Annotated in this window: 19 protein-coding genes; 15 read left to right on the plus strand and 4 right to left on the minus strand. The window is 71.4% G+C overall.

Annotated features, from left to right (window positions below):
* The first annotated feature begins 53 nt into the window (after window positions 1–53).
* From OG408_RS32285 to OG408_RS32300, 4 genes are read left to right on the plus strand one after another with little or no spacing between them, the layout of a single operon-like run.
* On the plus strand, window positions 54–1,094 hold the full coding sequence (locus OG408_RS32285) for a saccharopine dehydrogenase (RefSeq protein WP_266784583.1): 1,041 nt from the start codon (window positions 54–56) through the stop codon (window positions 1,092–1,094).
* A gap of 6 nt (window positions 1,095–1,100) precedes the next feature.
* A complete protein-coding gene (locus OG408_RS32290) occupies window positions 1,101–2,261 on the plus strand; it encodes a saccharopine dehydrogenase family protein (protein WP_266784585.1) in 1,161 nt (386 codons plus the stop codon).
* 54 nt (window positions 2,262–2,315) lie between these two features.
* Complete coding sequence (locus tag OG408_RS32295; RefSeq protein ID WP_326673350.1) at window positions 2,316–3,323, plus strand: DMT family transporter; 1,008 nt, start codon at window positions 2,316–2,318, stop codon at window positions 3,321–3,323.
* A complete protein-coding gene (locus OG408_RS32300; RefSeq protein WP_285564563.1) occupies window positions 3,320–4,543 on the plus strand; it encodes an ATP-grasp domain-containing protein in 1,224 nt (407 codons plus the stop codon). The genes OG408_RS32295 and OG408_RS32300 overlap by 4 nt, the downstream gene beginning before the upstream one ends.
* A gap of 79 nt (window positions 4,544–4,622) precedes the next feature.
* Here the strand turns inward: OG408_RS32300 and OG408_RS32305 are convergent, their stop codons facing one another.
* The 3 genes from OG408_RS32305 to OG408_RS32315 all read right to left on the minus strand — a co-directional run bounded on the left by OG408_RS32305 (window position 4,623) and on the right by OG408_RS32315 (window position 7,623).
* Window positions 4,623–4,928 carry a DUF1330 domain-containing protein gene (locus OG408_RS32305; protein WP_266784591.1) on the minus strand — a complete coding sequence of 102 codons (306 nt, stop codon included), beginning with the start codon at window positions 4,926–4,928 and terminating at the stop codon, window positions 4,623–4,625.
* A gap of 77 nt (window positions 4,929–5,005) precedes the next feature.
* The gene (locus tag OG408_RS32310; protein ID WP_326673351.1) at window positions 5,006–6,352 is read right to left on the minus strand and encodes an MFS transporter; all 1,347 of its coding nucleotides are present in this window, start codon (window positions 6,350–6,352) and stop codon (window positions 5,006–5,008) included.
* Entirely contained in the window at window positions 6,349–7,623 is a 1,275-nt protein-coding gene (locus tag OG408_RS32315; RefSeq protein WP_326673352.1) for an ATP-grasp domain-containing protein, read from the minus strand. The genes OG408_RS32310 and OG408_RS32315 overlap by 4 nt, the downstream gene beginning before the upstream one ends.
* A 573-nt stretch (window positions 7,624–8,196) precedes the next feature.
* Between OG408_RS32315 and OG408_RS32320 the strand changes: the two genes are divergently transcribed.
* The 11 genes from OG408_RS32320 to solA all read left to right on the plus strand — a co-directional run bounded on the left by OG408_RS32320 (window position 8,197) and on the right by solA (window position 19,480).
* Entirely contained in the window at window positions 8,197–9,396 is a 1,200-nt protein-coding gene (locus tag OG408_RS32320; protein ID WP_326673353.1) for a GNAT family N-acetyltransferase, read from the plus strand.
* Window positions 9,397–9,425: 29 nt separating this feature from the next.
* Window positions 9,426–10,640 carry an ATP-grasp domain-containing protein gene (locus tag OG408_RS32325; RefSeq protein WP_326673354.1) on the plus strand — a complete coding sequence of 405 codons (1,215 nt, stop codon included), beginning with the start codon at window positions 9,426–9,428 and terminating at the stop codon, window positions 10,638–10,640.
* Window positions 10,637–11,455 carry a PIG-L deacetylase family protein gene (locus tag OG408_RS32330; RefSeq protein ID WP_285564566.1) on the plus strand — a complete coding sequence of 273 codons (819 nt, stop codon included), beginning with the start codon at window positions 10,637–10,639 and terminating at the stop codon, window positions 11,453–11,455. The genes OG408_RS32325 and OG408_RS32330 overlap by 4 nt, the downstream gene beginning before the upstream one ends.
* 49 nt (window positions 11,456–11,504) lie before the next feature.
* Window positions 11,505–12,419: a 4-hydroxy-tetrahydrodipicolinate synthase gene (gene dapA, locus OG408_RS32335; protein WP_266786547.1), complete on the plus strand. Its 915-nt coding sequence runs from the start codon at window positions 11,505–11,507 to the stop codon at window positions 12,417–12,419.
* Complete coding sequence (locus OG408_RS32340; RefSeq protein WP_266784603.1) at window positions 12,416–13,072, plus strand: cytidylyltransferase domain-containing protein; 657 nt, start codon at window positions 12,416–12,418, stop codon at window positions 13,070–13,072. Before dapA ends, OG408_RS32340 begins: the two co-directional genes overlap by 4 nt.
* Window positions 13,073–13,201: 129 nt before the next feature.
* The gene (locus OG408_RS32345) at window positions 13,202–14,383 is read left to right on the plus strand and encodes a M20 family metallopeptidase (RefSeq protein ID WP_266784605.1); all 1,182 of its coding nucleotides are present in this window, start codon (window positions 13,202–13,204) and stop codon (window positions 14,381–14,383) included.
* Between the two features lie 96 nt (window positions 14,384–14,479).
* On the plus strand, window positions 14,480–15,259 hold the full coding sequence (locus OG408_RS32350; protein WP_285564568.1) for a helix-turn-helix domain-containing protein: 780 nt from the start codon (window positions 14,480–14,482) through the stop codon (window positions 15,257–15,259).
* A gap of 247 nt (window positions 15,260–15,506) precedes the next feature.
* The gene (locus OG408_RS32355; protein ID WP_326673355.1) at window positions 15,507–16,406 is read left to right on the plus strand and encodes a TauD/TfdA dioxygenase family protein; all 900 of its coding nucleotides are present in this window, start codon (window positions 15,507–15,509) and stop codon (window positions 16,404–16,406) included.
* A gap of 118 nt (window positions 16,407–16,524) precedes the next feature.
* Window positions 16,525–17,373, plus strand: a complete 849-nt coding sequence (gene proC / locus OG408_RS32360) for a pyrroline-5-carboxylate reductase (RefSeq protein WP_326673356.1) — start codon at window positions 16,525–16,527, stop codon at window positions 17,371–17,373.
* Window positions 17,374–17,378: 5 nt separating this feature from the next.
* Window positions 17,379–18,311 (plus strand): class I SAM-dependent methyltransferase, encoded by a 933-nt coding sequence (locus OG408_RS32365; protein ID WP_326673357.1) that lies wholly within the window; start codon window positions 17,379–17,381, stop codon window positions 18,309–18,311.
* A complete protein-coding gene (solA, locus tag OG408_RS32370) occupies window positions 18,308–19,480 on the plus strand; it encodes an N-methyl-L-tryptophan oxidase (RefSeq protein ID WP_326673358.1) in 1,173 nt (390 codons plus the stop codon). Before OG408_RS32365 ends, solA begins: the two co-directional genes overlap by 4 nt.
* Before the next feature lie 73 nt (window positions 19,481–19,553).
* On the opposite strand, the gene ssuE is transcribed toward solA, so the two are convergent.
* Window positions 19,554–20,105, minus strand: coding sequence for an NADPH-dependent FMN reductase (gene ssuE, locus OG408_RS32375; protein WP_266784617.1), 552 nt, complete (start codon window positions 20,103–20,105; stop codon window positions 19,554–19,556).
* Between the last annotated feature and the right edge of the window lie 55 nt (window positions 20,106–20,160).

Consider the following 20,160-nt stretch of genomic DNA (forward strand, 5'->3'; position numbering starts at 1 on the left):
CGACCGCAGGCAACCGAACCGGAACAGCCCAGGCACAGGAGAGATTCGCGAACATGCCGACCAGTGAAGGCATCTGGCTGCGACGCGAGGTCGCGCCCAACGAACAGCGCACCCCGCTCGTCCCCGCCGACGCGGCGAAACTGATCGCCGAGGGCATCCCCGTCACCGTCGAGGAGTCCCCGCACCGGGCGTTCCCCGCCGACGCGTACGCGGCGGTGGGCTGCACCGTGGTGCCGGGGGACACCTGGCCCGACGCCCCGCCCACCGACGTCGTTCTCGGTCTGAAGGAACCCTCCACCGCGGCAGTGGAGCTGACCCATCGTCATGTGCTGTTCGGGCACGCGTACAAGGGCCAGGTGGGCGGGCCGCCCCTGCTGCGGCGCTTCGGTTCCGGCGGCGGGACACTGCTCGATCTGGAGTACCTCACCGACGGAGCCGGCCGGCGGGTGGTGGCCTTCGGCCACTGGGCCGGCTACGTGGGCGCCGGACTCGCCGCGCTGCGGCACGGCGGTCTCCTGGAGGCCCCGCTGCGGTCATGGACCCTCGAAGGGTTCGACGCGCTGCTGAAGGAGTCCCGCGCCGGAGCGCGCGCCCTGGTCATCGGCGCACGGGGCAGGTCCGGACGCGGCGCCGTCGCCGCGCTGGGAGTCGCCGGGGCGACGGTCACCGCCTGGGACATCGAGGAGACGGGCAACCTCGACCGGGCCGCGCTGCTCGGCCACGACATCCTCGTCAACACCGTCTTCGCCACCGAGCCGGGCACGCCCTTCCTCGGCCCGGACGACCTGGCGGACCCCGGCCGGCGGCTGTCCGTCGTCTCGGACGTCACCTGCGACGTGACGTCCGAGTGCAACCGGCTGCCCGTCTACGACCGGGTCACCGAATGGTCCGAGCCGGTGCGCCGGCTCCACGACGCACCGCCCCTCGACCTGATCGCCATCGACAACCTGCCCTCGCTGCTCCCGAGGGAGTCCAGCACGGCGTTCTCCGAGGGCCTGCTGCCCCACCTGGCCACCGTGCACCGGGGCGACGGGATCTGGGGCCGTTGCGAGGAGCACTACCACCATGCCCGCCGCGCCACGAAGGACAAGTGAGCACCCATGACCACTGCTGAGTTGATCGCCCCGAGCGGACGGGTGCACTGGGTCGGTACCGGGATGTCCACCGGCAGCGGACTGGCCCTGGTGTGCGACGGCGCGTCGACGACCCTGTGGGGACGTACCGCGGCCAAGGCCGATGCGTGCCTGGCCCGGCTCGGGCTGGAGGGCCGGGCGGTGTCCCGCGCCTACGACCCGGACGCGCTGGCCGGCGAACTCGGCGCCGGTGACGTCGTCGTGTCGATGCTCCCCGCACCCCACCACCCCGAACTGGTGCGGATCGCGCTCGAACACGACGCGCACTTCGTCTGCTCCAGCTACGTCAGCCCGCAGATCCAGGAACAGGCCGACGCCGCCCGCGCGCGCGGGGTCGTCCTGCTCACGGAGATCGGGCTCGACCCCGGCATCGACCACCTGCTCGCCCACGAACTGGTGCGCAGGGCGGTGGAGTTCACCGGCGACCGGCCGGCGACGGCCCACTTCACCTCGTACTGCGGCAGCAACCCGGCCGTACCGAACGACTTCCGCTACCGGTTCAGCTGGGCACCGCGCGGGGTGCTCACCGCGCTGCTCAGCCCCGCCCGGCTGATCACCGAAGGGCAGCGCACGGACGTCGCGCGCCCCTGGGAGGCGGTGCGCACCGAGGAGGCCGGTGACGAGGCCTTCGAGGTCTATCCCAACCGCGACAGCATCCCCTTCGTCGACACCTACGCCATCCCCGCCGCCTGGGACCTGCGCACCTTCGTCCGCGGAACACTGCGGCTGGCCGGCTGGAGCGAGGCCTGGAAGCCGGTCTTCGCCGAACTCCCCGACGCGTCGGAGTCGAGGATCACCGAACTCGCGGCGGAACTCGCCGCCCGCTACCCGACCACCGCCGCCGACCACGACCGGGTGGTGATGGCGGTCAGGCTCCAGGTGCGCGCGGACACCGGCGAGAGCTGGTGGGGTGAGTACGTGCTCGACGTGGCCGGCGACGAGCGGGAGAGCGCGACGCCCCGGCTGGTCTCCGTCCCGCTGGCGTGCGGCATCCTCGACGTGGTCGCGGGCCGGGTGGCACCCGGCCTCCACCAGGCGACCGGCGAACCGGACGACTCCGCGCGCCTGCTGGACCTGCTCGGCTCGCACGGCATCACCACGACGTACCGCGAAGGCCGGGAGGCGTGAGCGCCGCGCGCCGGGCGGCGCACCCGGAGCGGGCCACCGGCGGCGGAGAACGCCATGAGTGAGGCGGCCGCGCCGGCGTCCGCCCTGCGCCGCGGGGTGATGCCGCTGCTGGCGTACGCCGTGCTCACCGCCGCCATGGACGTGTACGCGGGCAACCGCTTCGAGGTGGTCAGCCCGGCGAGCCTGGCCGCCGTGTCGTTCACGCTCACCATGCTGTTCTTCCTCGCCGTGGAGGCGCGGCGCGGCGGCGTCCGCCCCCGCGCCGCGGTCATCACCCACCGCCGCGACATCGTGGCCATCAACATCACCACCGCGGTGACCTGGCTGTCGACGTTCTACGCCCTGGAATACCTCGAACCGGCCATCGTCAACGTCATCGGTCTCGCACTCGGACCGATGATCATGACGCTGGCGGGGCCGCTGCTGCGCCAGCACAGCCGGGTGATGGGCGCCGAGATCGTCGTCTCCGTCGCCATCGGCATGCTGCTGGCCGCGCTCATGTGGGCCTCGTTCAGCGGCAGGAGCGGCCTGGGGGACCTGTCCACGTCGGACGCCGTGCTGGGCCTGCTCTTCTCGCTGACCTGCGCGGCCGGTTCGGCGGTCAACATCATCTACATGAAGCGGCTCAGCGACGCGGGCTGCGAACCCGGGCTGGTCCTGGCCACCCGGTTCTTCCTGATGAGTCTGGTCGCGTGGATCCTGGTCGCCTTCGAGGACGGGCCCGACCTGACGGCGGCGCTCGTGCCCGGCGCCGTCGTCGCCGTCATCGGCGTGGGCCTGCCGATCTTCGTCCTGCAGATCGGTATCCGCCACACGGAGCCGATCACCACGTCCCTGCTGGTCTGCCTCTCGCCGCTGTTCGCCTTCGCCCTGCAACTCGCTGACGGCCGACTGCGGTTCTCCCTGTTCACGCTCGGCGGGGTGATCGGTGTGGTCGTCCTCGTCGCCGTGGGCGTGCTCGTACGGGACCGAGAACCCGCTCCCGGGGAGCCGGCGGCCGCCGGGCGCCCGGCAGCACCCGAACCCCTGGTAAGCGACGAGCACGGAGGCCCACGACCATGACCACAGCGATCGTCGACGCGTACGGCGCGGGACGCCTCCTGCCCGGGGCGCTCAGGCAGCGGGGCGTGGACGTCGTCCACGTGCGCTCCCCGTTCCCGGACACCCGACTCGCCTACCGCCCCGAGGACTTCGCGGTGGACATCCAGCACACCGGCGATCTCGTCCGCACCGTCCGCGCCCTCACCGACCTGAACGTGCGCGCGGTCGTCGCCGCCGCGGAGTCCGGAGTGTTCCTGGCCGACGAGCTCTCCTTCGCCCTCGGTGTCGCCGGCAACGACCCGCACCGCTCCGCCGCACGGCGGGACAAGGCCGCCATGCAGCTCGCCGTCCGTGCCGCCGGCCTGGCCGCGGCACAGGATCTGTGCTCCGCCTCGCTGACGGAGATCACGGACTGGGTCACGGGCCGGGACCAGTGGCCCGTGGTGCTGAAGCCGGTCCTGAGCGCGGGCACCGACAACGTCTTCATCTGCCGGACCGTCGAGGAGGTGACCGCCGCCCACACCGCGATCATGGCGTCGGCCGACCGCTACGGGCAGCACAACACCGTGGTGCTGGCCCAGGAGTACCTCGCGGGCTCCGAGCACTACGTCAACAGCGTCAGCCGGGACGGTGTGCACCGCGTCATCGAGGTGTGGCGGTACCACAAGCGCCTGGTGGACGGCCGTTCCGTGTACGACTACGAGGACCTGCTGGCCCTCGACGAGCCCGGCGTGCCGGAGACGATCCGCTACGTGCGGTCGGTGCTCGACGCCCTGGGCATCCGCAACGGCGCCGCCCACACGGAGATCATGCTCACCGCGAACGGCCCGGTGCTGATCGAGAGCGGGGCGCGGCTCGGCGGCGGCCAGATGCCGGACCTGCTGACGCGCTGCGTCGGGGACGACCAGGTCAGCAGTCTCGCCTTCTCCCTCGCGGACGCGGGCAGCTTCCTGGCGGAGGCCGAGGCCCCCTACCGGCTCAAGAGCCGGCTGCGGTGCGTGAACCTGATCTCGCCGCGGGCGGGCACCGTCCCCGCCGAGGACGGCTGGGCGGCGGTCAGGGCGCTGCCGTCCTTCGCGAGCATGACGGTGAACCTCCCCCCGCACAGCCCCGTGACCCGCACCGTGGACATGGCCACCTGCCCGGGCACCGTCTACCTGACCAGCGGCGACCCGGCCGCCCTGGAGGACGACTACCGCACGCTGCGCGCGCTGGAACGGGACGGTCTGTACGACGCCTGATCCCGGGGCCGGGGCGGCGGACGGGCCGCCCCGGCGTACGGCGAGGGCGCGTACGGGTGGAGTCGCCCCGTACGCGGGTTCAGACGACCGGGCCGGTGACCCCGTCGACGAACAGGATGCGGCGTCCTTCGAGGTCGGAGCGGGTCGCCCTGGCCTCGGTGTACTCGGGCGAGGTGTACCAGGCCTTGGCCTGTTCGAGGCTGGGGAACTCGATGACGACCATGCGGTGGTCCTCGCCCCACGTGCCCTCCATCGCCTCGGGCAGAGCGCCGCGAGCCAGATAGCGGCCGCCGTGCCGGGCGATGGAGGCCTGCGCGACCTCGCGGTACGCGCGTACCTCCGGCGAGTCCGCGTGCCGGGATTCAGCAATCACATAGGCCGTCATACGTACATGATGGCACGCGGTCCGTCGCGTCGGCGGGGTATCGAAGACGTAGGCGGGATCGGTCAACCCGTCTGAATTCAGGCGTGGTTGGTGGACGCCGAAGGCTCGGCGGCGGGCGGGGAGTCTCCCTGCCCGCCGCCGGTGCCGCTGTCCGTTGCCACGGCGGTGTCCGTGGTGGTGTCCGCCCCCTCCGGTCCGGAGCCGGCCCGCGAGGCCGCGAGGTGGCCCGCCACCGGGCGTACCAGGACCGTGGCGACGCAGAAGAGCCCGCCCAGCGCGAGCCAGCCCCAGCCGCCCAGGGCGATCACGCCCCCAGCGAGCAGCACCGGCCCGACGATCTCCTGGACGCTGAAGCCGAGATTGAAGGTCGAGAGGTACTCGGTGCGCCGGTCTGCGGGGGCATGACGGTACGACAGCTCCCAGGCCCCGGCGGACTGGAGGATCTCGCCCAGCGTCAGGGCCACCGTCGCCGCGACGAGCAGCGCCACCGCGGGCCAGCGGGTCACCGATCCCGTCCCGGCCAGGGCGAGCGCGCAGACGGCCAGGGCGAGTCCGGAACCGATCAGGCAGCGCACCGCGCCGGCCTCGTGCTCGGCCCGCCGCGACAGCGGCACCTGGAGGAGCACGGCCAGGACCGTGTTCACGGCGAGGAGCACGGCGACGACGCCCACGGGGGCCTCGGTCCGGGCCACCACCCACAGGGGGATGCCGACCGACAGCAGGGTCATATGGAGGACGAGCACGCTGTTGAGCGCGGTGAGCTGGAGGTACGGGAGGTCCCGCAGCCCCTTGAGGCGCATGAGCGCCCCGCTCCCGGCCGTGGGCGCCGGCGCGTGGGCGACGAGCCGGAGGCGGGCCAGGACGAGCGCGGCGATCACGAACGAGACGCCGTTGGCCAGCACCGTCGAGCGGAAGGCCCAGGCCGTGCCCACCGTGAGCAGCGGCGTCGCCGCCAGCGCCCCGACGGAGAACCCGGCGTTGCGCAGGGTCCTGAGGATGGCCATGGTGCGGACCCGCTGGTCGTCCCCGACGGCCGAGGCGACGACGACCTGGGTCAGCGGGGAGACCGCCGCTTCGGCCAAGGCCAGACAGCAGACGATGACGACGAAGGTGGAGAGGTTCCAGGCGAAGGCCAGCGCCGAGAACCAGACGGCACGCCACAGTTGCAGGGTCACCAGCAGCCGGCGCGGTCCGATGCGGTCGCCGAGTCGGCCCAGGGGGACGCCCACGATCAGTCCGACCAGCCCGGCCGCCGACATGGCCCAGCCGAACTGCGAGGTGTCGAGGCCGATATGGCGTACGGCGAAGACGGCGGAGCTGGCCAGGAAGAGGCCGGTGCCGACCGAGTCGATGAAGGAGATCAGGGCCAGCCGGCGGCCGGTGGGCCCCGGGGGGACGTAGTCGCGGAGCCATCGGACGGTCATGAGGCGGCCTCCACGGTGATCCGGACGAGACCGGCGGCGTCCACGGCGCGCGCGGCGGCTTCCGCGGGGTCGTCCCCCACGGCGATCACGTGCCCGAGCCGGTCCCAGGAACTGGTCACCGCTCCCACCGCGGTGCCCGCCTCGACGTCGACCTCGCACTCCACGACGCCGGGGGCCCGGGCAGCTTCGGCGGCGCCCTCGACGGCGGTGACGAGTCCGGGCCCGGAGGCCAGGAAGCGGATGGCCGAGGCCCGTCGGGCCGGCGCGCGGTCGACCGGGGCCTGCCCTTCGAGGAGGTGCAGGTAGTCCTCGGTCAGATTGCAGGCGTAGCTGAGGTTGATCAGCTGGTCGATGCTGTCGCCCGGCAGTCTTCCGGCACATTCGACGAGGTGCGGCCGGTCCTCGTGCAGGATCCACTCCGCGTGCACGACGCCGGTGCGGAATCCCGTGGCCTTCATCAGCCGGCGGGTGGCCGACAGCAGCGACTCCGCTGTCCGGGACGGGAGTTCGGCAGGGACCACGTGGCCCATCTCGACCGGAACGGCGGTGTGCTGGACGGACTTGGCCGTGACGTTGGCGAACCGCACCTCGCCCTCCTGCACCAAGGCCTCCACGCTGAACTCAGGTCCTTCCAGCCGCTGTTCGACCAAGTACTTCGGCGGCAGCGCGTACCGCGCACGCATGCGGGTCTCGTCGGCGGCCGCGGTCTCGGCCCACAGGGCCGCACTGTCCGATCCGCGGTCGAGCAGCCGGACACCGAGGCTCGCCTGCCGGTTGGCCGGTTTCACCACACAGCGACCGCCGAAGCGACCGCGGAAGAGGTCCACGCCGTCGGGCCCCTCGACGACCTCCCAGGCGGGCTGATCGATCCCGAGCCGCTGCGACGCCTCCCGGAGCAGTGCCTTGTCCCTCAGTAGCCGGGCGGCCTCCGTGCCGGCGCCCGGGGCGCCCCAGGCGTCCGCGAGCGCGGCCGCGGCGACGACGCCGTACTCCAGCGCAGGTATCACCGCCTTCAGCCGGGGCGGGCGGGCCACCAGTCCGCCGAGGAGTCCGGCCCCGGCCTCGTCCTGGGTGGGTGCCTCGACGAGCCCCGCCACGCAGCTGAACGCGGCGGCGCGTGCGCGGCCGTCGCGCGCCTTTATGGTGTCGGGCTCGTCGAGCACGAGAACGCTGCGGGCGGGCAGCAATGGCTCAAGATCCGCCAAAAGTGCCACGCTCAGACCCACGGCGACGTGCGTGACCTGGCTGACGTCCAAGGGAGTCTCCGGCATGGTTCCTCCGACCGCCTTTGCGGAAAATCGATAGCGAGCGAGGTGACCGCAAAGAATGGCAGACCCGGTGCCTCTTCTTTCGGCCACTCTTTAGGTCAGGGGAAATAACGGGCCACGACAGGGAAGCGGAATTCCCGAAAGCGGGCATCCCGCACGTGTCCGACAGGTGGCGGAACAGGCGCCCCGTCCGGATTGGACGCAGATTGTCCCGGGTGGACCGTGCCCCCTCCGGTGCGTAGCCACGGGAATCCTGCGTCGGCATGCGTATCGTAGCGGCAGCAAAAGATCTTCCCATGTGATCCTCGTCACATTTTCGCCCCTTGCTCTCCGGTGATCGGAGCGTGCAAAATCGGCTGGCGCAACATCCTGTTAATGATGTTTCTCCCTTTCGGCCGCCGTAGATTCTCCGCCCGCATGAGGCTTCAGCGACGTTTTCCACACCGCCGTGGTGCGTCCGCAAAAAATCATCCGAATCCCGCACGGGTAATCCGGCGCTCTGCGAATGTGTTCCTGCTCAGCCTGCCTGCGCCCTGTGCGTCGTAAAGCCACGTCCGAAGTCCCGGGGGGAATGTGATGAGTGCGGAAAACATTCGTACGGCCGCGCTGCCGCCCCCGGACTGGGACGACCTGACGGGTACGTCACCGCTCTATCTCGGGTCGGGCTGGATGCGGTTCGTCGACTCCGGGGGCGGAGCCGATCCCCGCTACACGACGCTGACCCGCGGCGGGCGGGCCGTGGCCGCGCTGGCCGCGCACTGGAACCCCGACGAGGGCCATGCCGACTACCGGGCGCAGTCCGTCCTCGGCGGCTCCCCGCACCCCGCGCCGCCCCGGCTCACCCTCGGCGGCCGGCGCGGATTCTCCTCGGGGCTGCTCAAGGAGCCGTCGGCCGGTCCCCGAAGGGCGGCAGCCGACCTGGCGGCACTCCTCACCGACACACTCGCCAACACCCCCCACTCCGCAGGCAGATGGTGGTGGCCCTACCTGACGTCGGACGACGCGGACATCGTGACCGAGGCGGCCCGCCTGGCCGCACCCGGCCCCGGGGACGCCGGCGTGCAGCTCCGGCTGCTCGGCGCCGACTGCGTCATGGACCTCACCGGCGACAGCGTCGACGCCTTCACCGCCGCCTTGCCCACGAAGCAGCGACGCACCAACTTCCGCGGAGAGCAGCGCCGTTACGCCGAGAGCGGCCTGCGCACGGCGCAGCTGAAACTGTCGGACGTCTGGGAGGAGGGGGCCGGACTCCTCGCCCAGGTGCAGAGCAAGTACGGCCACGACGCGCCCGTCGACTACCTCAAGGACTTCCTCCGCCGCCAGGTGGACCAACTGGACGACCGTTCCGTCGTGTTCGCCGCCTACCGCGGTGACGACCTGATCGGATTCACCCTCTGCTTCGTCGCCGGCGACGAACTCGTGGTGCGTCTCAACGGCTTCGACTACGCCCGCCTCACGGGCTGCGGTGAGTACGCCCACCTCACCGTGCACGAACCGCTGCGCCACTGCTACGCCAACGGGCTGCGCCGGCTGCACCTGGGCATGGACTCCTACGACGCCAAGTGCCGCCGCGGCGCCCGCGTCCGCCCGCTGTGGGCGGTCGTGGGCAAGGACCCCGGCAGGGACACCACCTCCACCGAGTGCCTGAACGACCTGCTGCCCCGGATGCCCGCCCGCGAGGCCGCGGCGTTCCGGGCCGAGGTCGCCCGGCGGCTCACCCTGCCGGACGACGCGACGCACAGGACCGGACAGCCGGTTCCGGCATCGCGTCCCTGAACTCACGCACGAACCGAAGGAGTCCCTCCGTGACGCCGCACGTCCTGGTCCTGTGTTCCCGCCGCCGCGCCATGCCGGCGCGCCTGTTCGACGCCCCCGGAATGGAGCGCGTCACGGTGATCGCCGAGACCGGCCATCCGCACCGCTTCCCCGACTCCGTCGAGACCGTCGAGGTCGGTGACATCCAGGACCCGGGAGAGGTGTACGCCGCGGCCCTGTCCATCGCCCGCCGCGCCCCGTTCGGTCACGTCGTGGCCCCCGTCGAGTTCAGCCAGGCCGCCGCGGGCTACATCCGCTCCACCCTGGGACTGCCCGGACTGGGATACGAGTCCGCCCTCGGCTTCTCCCACAAGTACCTGATGAAGCAGCGCCTGCGGGACGCCGGACTGCCCGTCACCGACTTCGCCCAGGTCCTCGCCCTCGACGACGTGCCTGACGCCGCCGACCGCGTCGGCTGGCCCTGCGTGGTCAAGCCCGTGTTCGGCGGCGGCTGCCTCGACGTCGTCACGTTCACCTCCCGCAAGGAGTTCGACGACTTCGCGGCGTCCCCGCGCGCCGACTCGCTGCGCGGCACCCGCATCCCCCTGATCGTGGAGCGCTTCGTCCCCATGGACGCCGAACTCCACTGCGACGGCGTGGTGCACGACGGAGAGGTTCGATTCGCCGCGGCCGCACGGTACTTCACCCCCCTGCTCGGCCAGATCGACAACTTCAGCGGCTCCTACTTCCTCCCCGGGGACCACCCCGACCTCGCCCCGGCACTCGACCTGCACGCCCGTGTCGTCCGCGCCCTCGGCATGCGGTCCGGCGTCACCCACCTGGAGCTCTTCAAGACGCCCGACGGACTCCTCGTCGGCGAGGTGGCCTGCCGCCCGGCCGGCGGCGGCATCCCCGAAGCGCTCCGGCTGCAGTACGGCATCGACATCTGGCAGGCGTTCCTCGACACCTCGATCGGCCGCGACCCGCGCTGCGAGCCGCGGCACCGGGACAACGTCGTGGTCAACGCCGACTTCCCGACCAGGCCAGGACGCATCACCCGGCTCGTCCCCGAGGCGGACCTGGCGGTCCTCCCCGGGGTGATCGGCACCCGGATGACCATGGCCGTCGGTGATGTGATCCCCGCCGACCTCACGTCCTCCACCAGCCCCGGACTCGTCTTCTACGAAGCCGGTGACGAGGGCGAGGTCCTCTCCCGCCTGGAGAACATCCGCGAGGCCTACTTCCTGGAGACGAGCGCCCCGTGAGACCCACCGACCCCGGCACCGCCGCACTCCTGCCGCTGCCGCGTGCCTTCCACCGGGTGCTGGTGATCGCCGCCCATCCGGACGACGCCGAGTTCGCCTTCGGGGCGACCGTCGCCCGTCTCACGGACGAGGGCGCCCAGGTCGTCTACGTGGTGGTGAGCGACGGCGCCCAGGGCGGGGAGGACCCCGACGAGCCCACGGCGGAACTGGTCGCGACGCGGTACGCGGAACAGCGCGAGGCGGCCGGCACGCTGGGGGTGAGCGAGGTCGTGTTCCTCGGCCTCCCCGACGGCACGCTCGCCGACACCCCCGCGCTCCGGCTGGCCCTGACCCGGGAGATCCGCAGGCACCGCCCCGAACTCGTGCTCACCCACCAGCCGCTCCGCTCCCTCCAATTCCCGGTCGGCGCCTCGCACCCCGACCACCTGGCCGTGGGGGAGGCGGCGCTGAACGCCGTCTACCCCTTCGCCCGCAACCCGCGCGCCTTCCCCGAACTCCTGGCGGAGGGGCTGCCCGCCCACCGCGTCGCGGAGGTGTGGGTCCCGGGCCACGAGCACGCCGACCTGTTCGTCGACGTCAGCCGGTCCGCCGAGCGCAAGGTCGCCGCCGTCCTCACCCACCGCAGCCAGTTCCGTACGTCCAAGGACCCACGGGCGGACGTCCAGTGGGTGACCGACCGGATGCGCGGGAACGGCGCGTCGGCCGGCTGTGCCCACGCCGACGCGTTCAAGCGGATCGTCACGGACGCCGCGGGAGCCGCCGGCCCGCCGCCCGCCCGGCAGCGGACCGACACCCCCGGCGACGGTGCGCCATGAAAGGCCGATGTCCGACTAGCCATCCAGAGCCAGAGGTTGTGACGTGACGATGGATCATCCGCGCCCGGGCGGCGTGTACCTCCCGCTGGTGACCCCCTTCCTCGACGGCGAGGTCGACCACGCGTCGGTCAAACAACTCCTGGCCCGCTACCGGGATTCGGGCATCGCGGGGATCGTGCTGCTCGGCACGACCGGTGAGTCCCCGGTGCTCGACGCCGACGAGGCCGAGCGCATCGTCGAGCTGGTGGCCTCCTGCGTACAGGGATCGCTCCCGCTCTACCTCGGGGTGAGCGGCAACGACACCCGGCACGTGGCGGCCTCGGTGCGGCGCAGCGGCAGGCTGCCCGTCGACGGGTACCTGGTCACCGCCCCGTACTACAACCGTCCCTCGCAGAGCGGACTGATCGCCCACTTCGACGCCGTCGTGTCGGAGACCGACCGCGACGTCATCGTCTACAACATCCCGTACCGCACCGGGGTGAACCTCCACAACGACTCGCTGTTCACGCTCGCCGACCGGCACCCGCACATCGTCGGCGTGAAGGACTCCTCCGGCGACATCAAGCAGTCCCTGGAGCTGCTGCGCGAGGGCAGCGACCGGCTGGCCGTCCTCACCGGCGAGGACCACCTGTTCTTCGCCTCGGTCGCGCTGGGCGGAGCCGGCGGAATCCTCGCCGCCGCGCACATCGAACCCGAGTCGTTCGTCCGGGTCTTCGACGAGCTGCGCGGCGGGAACGCGGCCGCGGCCCTGGAGCACTGGAACGCGCTCAGCTCCTGGATCCCGCTGCTGTTCGGCGAGCCCAACCCCGCCCCCCTCAAGGTCTGGCTGGCGGACCAGGGGCTCGTGCAGTCGCCCGAGTGCCGGCTTCCCCTCAGCGCGGTCTCCGAACAACTGGTGACGGAACTCCGGCACCGGCTTCCCCAGGAAAAGGACTCCCTCCGGGGAGACAGGAGCGGATCATGAAGTTCGTCATCCCCGCCAAGCGCTCCTCGACCCGGGTGCCCGACAAGAACTACCGCGACTTCGCGCGCGGAAAGTCGCTGCTGGGCATCCTCACCGAGAAGCTGACCCGCATCGCCGAGCCGGGCGAGGTGTACATCTCGTCCGAGGACGAGTCGACCCGCGCCCTGGCCGAGGAGTACGGGGCCACGTTCCTGCCGCGGGCCGCACACCTCACCGACAACTCCTATCCGTTCCAGTCGGTGGTCAACGAGGTCTGCAAGCAGCTCCCGGACGACGACGACGTCATGTGGTGCCACGCGACCGACCCGTTCTTCGACGAGCACGAGGCGGTCGTCAAGAGCTGGAACTCCAGGGACACCTCGGCGGCCGACTCGATCACCGTCGTCTACCCGATGCGGGACTACCTCCTGGACGGGAACTTCAACCCCATGGGCTTCGGGTTCGGTTCCTGGCACCGGCCCTCGCAGGAACTGCCGACGTTCTACCAGCTCGGCTTCACCTGCTCGATCATGACGCGGCACGTCGCCACGACGCTCGGCCTCGTCAGCGGCCGGCCGATGTGGCACACCGCCACCAACCTCACCATCGACATCGACACCCAGGCCCAGTTCGACCTGGCGGCCCGGCTGTACGAACTCGGTGACGCTTCCTGACAGCACCGGCCCGACCGGGCCGCAGCAGGACCGTCCGGCCGGCGCAGTCCGGCGGTCCACCGTCCGCGGGAAGGGCCCGGAGATCCGGGCCCTCCTGTCACAACCTGGGGGACACGTGGTGATCACGTCATGTACGTAGGCGCGCGGACGCTGGCGGAGGAAGTGGCCGGACTGGTCAGGATCCCCAGCGTCAACCCGCTCCACGCGGGACCGCGCGCCGAGGAGTACGGCCCGGTCGGCGAGGGCGCGATCGCGGCCCGGCTCGCCGCCCGGTGCGAGGCGGCGGGGGCGCGGGAAGTCGTGCTGGACGAGGTGCTGCCCGGCCGGCCGAATGTGTACGGGCTCTTCAGGGGCCGGTCCGACCGGCTCGTCGTGGTGGACGTCCACACCGACACCGTGACCGTGGAGAGCATGACCGACCCGCCCTTCGACGGGCGCATCGAGCACGGCAGCGTCTGGGGCCGGGGGGCGCTGGACACCAAGGCCACCCTCGGCGTCCTGCTCGCCCTCCTGGACTCCTGGCACCGTGCCGGTCTGCGCCCCGAGCACGGCCTCCTGCTCGTCGGCTCGGTCGGCGAGGAAGCCGGCGGGCTGGTCGGCGCGACCCGGTTCAGACCGTGGGCCGAACAGCGCGGCCTGCGCATCGACCGGATGCTGGTGGCCGAACCGACCGAATTCCGCCCGGTCCACGGCCTCAAGGGCCTCGTCCTCGTCGAGGTGACCGCGCACGGCACCGCGAGCCACTCGGCCCGCCCCGACCTGGGGGCGAACGCCGTCGAGGCGATGGCACCGGTGATCGCCGCCTTCGTCGCGGAACAGGAGCGGCTCGGAGCCCTGCCCGCCGCCACCGAACTGGGCAACGGCACCGTGTCCGTCACCCAGATCTCCGGCGGCACCGGCAGCAACGTGATCCCCGAGCGCTGCTCGGTCACCGTGGGCCGGCGCATCGTCCCCGGCGAGGACCCCGACGACGTCCTGGCCCGGCTGGCGGACATCGCCCGAGCCGCCTGCCCCGTCCCCTGCAAGGTGACCTCGCTCCTGCCGCGGACCCCCGACGGCCGGGCCGGATCGCCCGCGTTCTACCAGCCGCCGGACAGCGATTTCGTCCAGTACCTGGCACGGGCCGCCGGAACCGCCCCCGCCGTCGCACCGTTCGGAGCGAACGCGCTGCGCTACTCCGGCCTGGCCGACGAGCTCGTCGTCTTCGGCCCCGGCTCGATCGAGGACGCCCACCAGGACACCGAGCGGGTCGCCGTCGCGGACCTGGTCCGCCTCGCCGGCATCCTCACCGGCTGGCTCGCCCCGGGCTGAACCGAACGGACCGCCGCGCACACCGCACCGGAGAACCGTGCCGCCCGCTGCCCCGCCGGAGGCGGGCGACGACGAACAGCAACAGGAGAGGAAGAGATGGCGAGCGCCTCAGCCACGGAGACGATCGAACGGGTGAAGGAGCCGATCCAGGGGTTCAGCCGCGCCTGGATGCTCGCGGACTCCACCAATGCCTACGGCGTGGAGCTGGGCTTCAAGTCCGGCAGCCAGTTCTGGGTCGTCGGCCGCGCCGGCGTACTCGGTGGCTGCCCGGCCGAAGTCGCGGCCGCGGCCATCGCGTTCGAGCCGCTCGACGAAGTGCGCGCGGCCTGGTCCGGCGTTCCCGAGGGACTGACGCACTACGAGGTGTCGCTCCGCTACCGGGACGTGATCACCGGCTGGGGGACCCGGGTCCTCGCGGGCTCCGACCCCGCGACGCTCGGGGCCGTCGATGTACTGGGCCGCCGGATCATCGATGCGGCCCCGGCCGCACTCGGCACCCTCTTCGCCGGGTGGCGGCAGCTCCCCGTCCCCGATTCCCCGCCCGCGCGAGCGGCGCTGACCCTGCATCTGCTGAGGGAGCTGCGGGGCGCCGCGCACATCGCCGCGATCCTGGCGCACGGCCTGACCCCGCTCGACGCGATCCTCGCCGCGACCCACGCACCCCCGCGCACCGGACCCGGCTATGCCGAACGGATGGGGTACAGGGGCCCCTTCCGCGATCCCGCCGAGGTGCGGGAGCGGCGCGTCGAGGCCGAGGCCCTCACCGGGGAGATCATCGTGCCCTGCTTCTCGGCCCTGACACCGGAGGAGCGCGCGCGGTTCGGCGATGCCGTCGAGCGGACGTGCGCCGATGCCGCCGCGCACACCGGCCCCTGAAGAATTCCATTGAACGAGTAAAGGAAAACCGCTTCCAGGTAAAGCTGACGCATTTATCGAACCGTCGTGTTCTGTAGTCGGAGCGTGGATCCGGCGGCTCCGTATTCGGTCGCGCAGTGCAATGCCTACCGCACCGTACGCTTTCTCTTGCATCTTTCAGGGAGCGCTACCCCGAAAGGGAAGTGCGTGGTAGCGTAAACCCGGCTTTACAGCGTCGGTATGACATTCTGATTCCCAGGAGATGTACATGGCGATCTCGCTCGAGTCCCTCCATTCCTCTTTCGCCTGCAATGTGACGGGAGTCGATCTCGCCCGCCCCCTCGCGGACGGCGTGTTCGCCGAGATCGATGCGGCCTTCAAGCGCCACGCGGTGCTCGTATTCCCTGGTCAGGAGCTCACCGACGAGCAGCAGATCACCTTCAGCCAGAACTTCGGCCCCCTTGAGGAGGCGCCGAACTACGCGGGCAAGGCGCTGCGGCTCCGCAATGAGTTCACCGATATATCCAACCTCGATTCCGAGGGTAGGCTGCTGGACCCCGAGGACCGGCTCACGAAATACAATCTGGGAAACCAGATGTGGCATACGGACAGCTCTTTCAAGGCGATCCGGTCGAAATGCTCGCTCCTCTCCGCGCGCGAAGTGACGCAGGTCGGCGGAGAAACGCAGTACGCGGATCTGAGGGCCGCTTACGACGCATTGCCGGACGTGCGGAAGAAGGAACTCTCAGGTCTTCTCGCCGAGCACAGCATCGCGCATTCGCGGAGCAAGTCCGGCTTCGACGGATTCAACAGCGAGATCGCCACCATGCTGCCGCCCGTGCCGCAGCGGATCGTCGACTTCTACCCCGCCTCGGGCCGCACGAGCCTCTTCCTCGCCTCGCACGCCTCGCACGTGATCGGCCGGCCCGTCGACGAGGGCCGGGCACTCCTTGAGGAACTGGTCGAGTTCGCCACGCAGGAACGGTTCGTCTACACCCATCGCTGGAGCGTCGGCGACCTGGTGGTGTGGGACAACCGCTGCACCATGCACCGCGGCCGCCCCTACGACCTGACGCAGCGTCGCGTCCTGCACCGTACGACGGTCTCCGATGTCGAGACGCCGTTCCACAAGGAGCCGGCGCCGGTCCCGGCCGGGCAGAGCGTCTAACGGCCGCCCGGCCGATCCGAGGACCTGCTCACGTGCAACCAACAGACATGCCGTCATTCGGGACGTCTGCTCGACCAGTTCGCGGCACCCCGGAACTACGTCACCAAGGGGCTCAGTCATGACCACCGCCACGCGTCCGTCCGACGCCACGTGTCCGGCCACCGTCACGCGCCTGATCATCGTGGGATGCGGACACATGGGACTCGCGATCGCCCGCGGCCTCCTCGGCGGACCGCCCGGTCCCGAGATCGTCGTCGTCGACACCGACGCCGAGCGGCGCAAGGCGCTCGCGGAGTACGACGGCCTGACGGTGACCGGCGAACTGGACATCGCCGAGGGCGACTTCGTCACCCTCGCCGTACCACCGCAGGTCTTCGCCGACTTCGCGGACGCCGAGCGCCACCGGTTCACCCCACGGACACCGGTGCTGTCCGTGATGGCGGGACTCACCTCCCGCTCCATCGCCGCGGCGCTGAACACCTCCCAGGTCGTCCGGTCGATCCCCAACACCCCGTCCGAGGTGTTCGAGGGGATGTCCGTCTACTTCGCGGACGCCGAGGTGTCCGCGGACACGGTCGCCCGGGCCGAGGCGCTGCTCGGCGTCATCGGCAAGGTGCTGCGCGTCGACGCCGAGGAACTCGTCGACGACGCCACGGCGCTCTGCGGCGGCGGCCCGGCCTTCGTCAGCTACATCGTCGACGCCTTCTGCCGCTTCGCCGTCTCACGCGGCTTCAGCGAGGAGGCGAGCCGCGAGATGACCGTCCAGGTGTTCGCCGGCACCGCGGCCCTGATCGAGGAGAGCGGCAAGCCGCCCATGCAGCTGTGCCACGAGGTGATGACACCGAACGGGACGACCGAACGGGGCATCGCCGCCTTCGACGCGGCCGACCTGGGCGGCTCCGTCGTGGCCGCGCTCGCGGCGTCCGCCCGGCGCTCGCGAGAGCTCGCCTCCGTCATGAGCCGGTGACGGCGATGGTGACGGAGGACGGACCGCACGAAACCGACGACTCCGGGGCCCGGCCCGAACGGCCCGACGACACGTACGACGTGTGCTTCGAGCAGGGCCACCGCTTCCGCCTCTTCCACCGCGACGAGACGTTCCACGTCAGCCGGGCGGGTCTGGAACTCGGCAACCACCTCGTCCGCAACCTGACCCCGGGCGAACTCTCCGGCCGGATCCTCGAACTCGGCACCGGAAGCGGCGCGATCGCCCTACTGTTGCGCAGCCTGGGCGCCACGTCGGTCACCGCCACCGACATCTGCGCCTCGGCCGTGACGACCGCCCGGCAGAACGAGCTCCGGAACTTCGGCGACTCCGTCATCGACTTCTGGCACGGCGACCTCTTCGCCGGACCCGAGACCGGCCGGGAACAGCTCTTCGACCTCATCGTCTTCAACCCGCCGGGATGGCGTGCCCCGTCCGACGTCCTCAAGGCGCAGCTGGGGGAGCGGCGCAGCTCGCTCAACCTGGAGGCGATGTTCTACGGGGACAGCGTGCTGCTGCGGTTCCTCCAGCAGCTCCCACAGCACCTGGCCGAGAACGGCCGCGCCGTCCTCGGCCTCAACTCCCTGCTCGGCATCGCCGACATCTTCGACTCCTCACGCTCCACGCACCGGCCGCCGGGCGGCCTGGCCCTGCACTCCCAGCTTCTCGAACGCGTCGAGTTCCCCTTGTTGTTCTATACGGACGAGTGGCTCGAAATGCGCCACTCCCTGCTGGACCAGTTCGAACAGGGGCGCAGGGACTACGCCGCGACGTACCGCGCCAAGGGCGAGACCATTCACTGGTTCTACGAGATCACCGAGGTCACCGTGAAGGCACTGGCCCCCCTGCCGCTCGAACCGCAGGACCTGGAGACGCCGCCCATGGAGCCGCAGCCCCTCGAACCCTCGCAGCTCGCATGAGCACCGCCACGGCGGACGACACCACATGGGGCACCTACGACGTCGTGGTCGTCGGGCTGGGCATCATGGGGGCGTCGGCCCTCGCCCGGCTCAGCCGGCTGGGCGTGAAGGCCCTCGGGATCGAGGCGCACGGGCCGGTGCACGGGATGGGCTCCTCGCACGGCGAGACCCGGATCTTCCGCCGGGCGTACTGGGAGGGCGAGCAGTACGCCCCGCTCCTGCAGCGGTCCTACGACGGCTGGGCGGAGCTCGGCGAGGCGACGTCCGACACCATCGCCCTGAAGACCGGGGGACTCTTCATCGGTTCCCGCGACTCGACCCTGGTCCAGGGCTCGCGCGAGACCGCCCAACGCTGCGGCATCGAGCACGAGTTCCTCGACGCGCGGGAGATCACCGACCGGTTCCCCGCGTTCCGCGTCCCCGAGGACGCGGTGGCCGTCCACGAACCGGACGCGCTGATGCTCTTCGCCGAGCGGGCCCGGCTCGGGTATGTGACACAGGCGGTCCAGCACGGAGCGCACCTCGCCTACGGCCGGACGGTACGCGCACTGCACCGCACGTCGGGCGGCTCCACGACCGTGTCCGGCGACGGGTGGCAGGTGAGCTGCGGCGCGGTCGTCCTGACGACGGGCGGCTGGATCGACCGCTTCCTGCCCGGCGAGACGGGCCACCTGGTCACACCGATGCGGATCCCCGTCTACGAACTCGACGTGGCGGAGACCGACGGGCGCGCGCACGAGCCCGGGCGGTTCCCGGTCTTCCTCCACGAGGAAACGGACGGCGCGCTCGTCTACGGACTGCCGCGGTGGCGAGCCGACGGCGGACTGAAACTCGGCTTCCACAACCGGCAGTTGACGCCCCTGGACGTCGACAAGGCCAGACGCCCGCCCTCCGAGGCGGAACGGCACGAGCTGTGGTCGGCGATCCGCGGGCTGCTGCCCGGCGTGCGCAGCACGGGACGCGCGACGTCCTGCGTCTACACGATGTCGCGCGACGAGAGCTTCCTCATCGGACGGTCCGGGGAACGGGAGGGTGTCGTCTACGCGAGCGCCTGCTCCGGGCACGGCTTCAAGTTCGCCCCGGGCATCGGGGAGGCACTCGCCCAACTCGCCCTGGGGCAGCCGACCACCGTGGACCTGTCGGCGTTCGCGCCCGGCCGGTTCCGGTGACCGGCTCCGCCTCCCGCCTCTCCCGAGGCCCCCGCCGCGGTCGACGAGGGCCTCGTAGGGGCGAAGCGACGTCTCACCCCGTCGGGAGCGGCTCGGACTCCACCTGTTCCAGCCGCAACTCCAGTGAACCCAGGCACCTCTGGAGGCGCGCCGCTGCGGAAGGGGCCAGCGGCTGCTCGGCCCCGGCGGCCACGTCCGAGTCGGCGAAGAAGGCGCCCCTGGCGATGTGCGAAGCACCCAGCGACATCAGGACCGGACGCAGCGCGTAGTCCACCACCAGTGAGTGGGCCAGGGTGCCGCCGGTGGCGAGCGGCAGGACCGAGCGGCCCGCGAAGGCCTCCTGGGGCAGCAGGTCGAGCCAGCACTTGAGCAGTCCCGAGTAGCCGGCCTTGTACACCGGAGTGCCGATGATCAGCACCTCCGCCCACTGGACCCGTTCGGCCGCCTCGCGCAGCCCGGGGGCGCCCGGGTCCGCTCCCGTCAGCGCGGCGGCGGGCAGGTCGCGTACGCGGAGCAGTTCGGTCCGGTGCCCGGCCCGGGCCAGTGCGGCGGCCGCGGCCTCGACCACTGCCGACGTACGGGAGTGCGCGGTCGGGCTGCCGGCGACGGCAAGGACACGAGCCATGTGATTTCTCTCCGATCGACATTCGGTGCTGTGAGCTGGGTGGTGCGCGCCGCGT

Origin of the sequence: Streptomyces sp. NBC_01257 (genome assembly GCF_035917255.1) — a bacterium.
Lineage (GTDB): Bacteria > Actinomycetota > Actinomycetes > Streptomycetales > Streptomycetaceae > Streptomyces.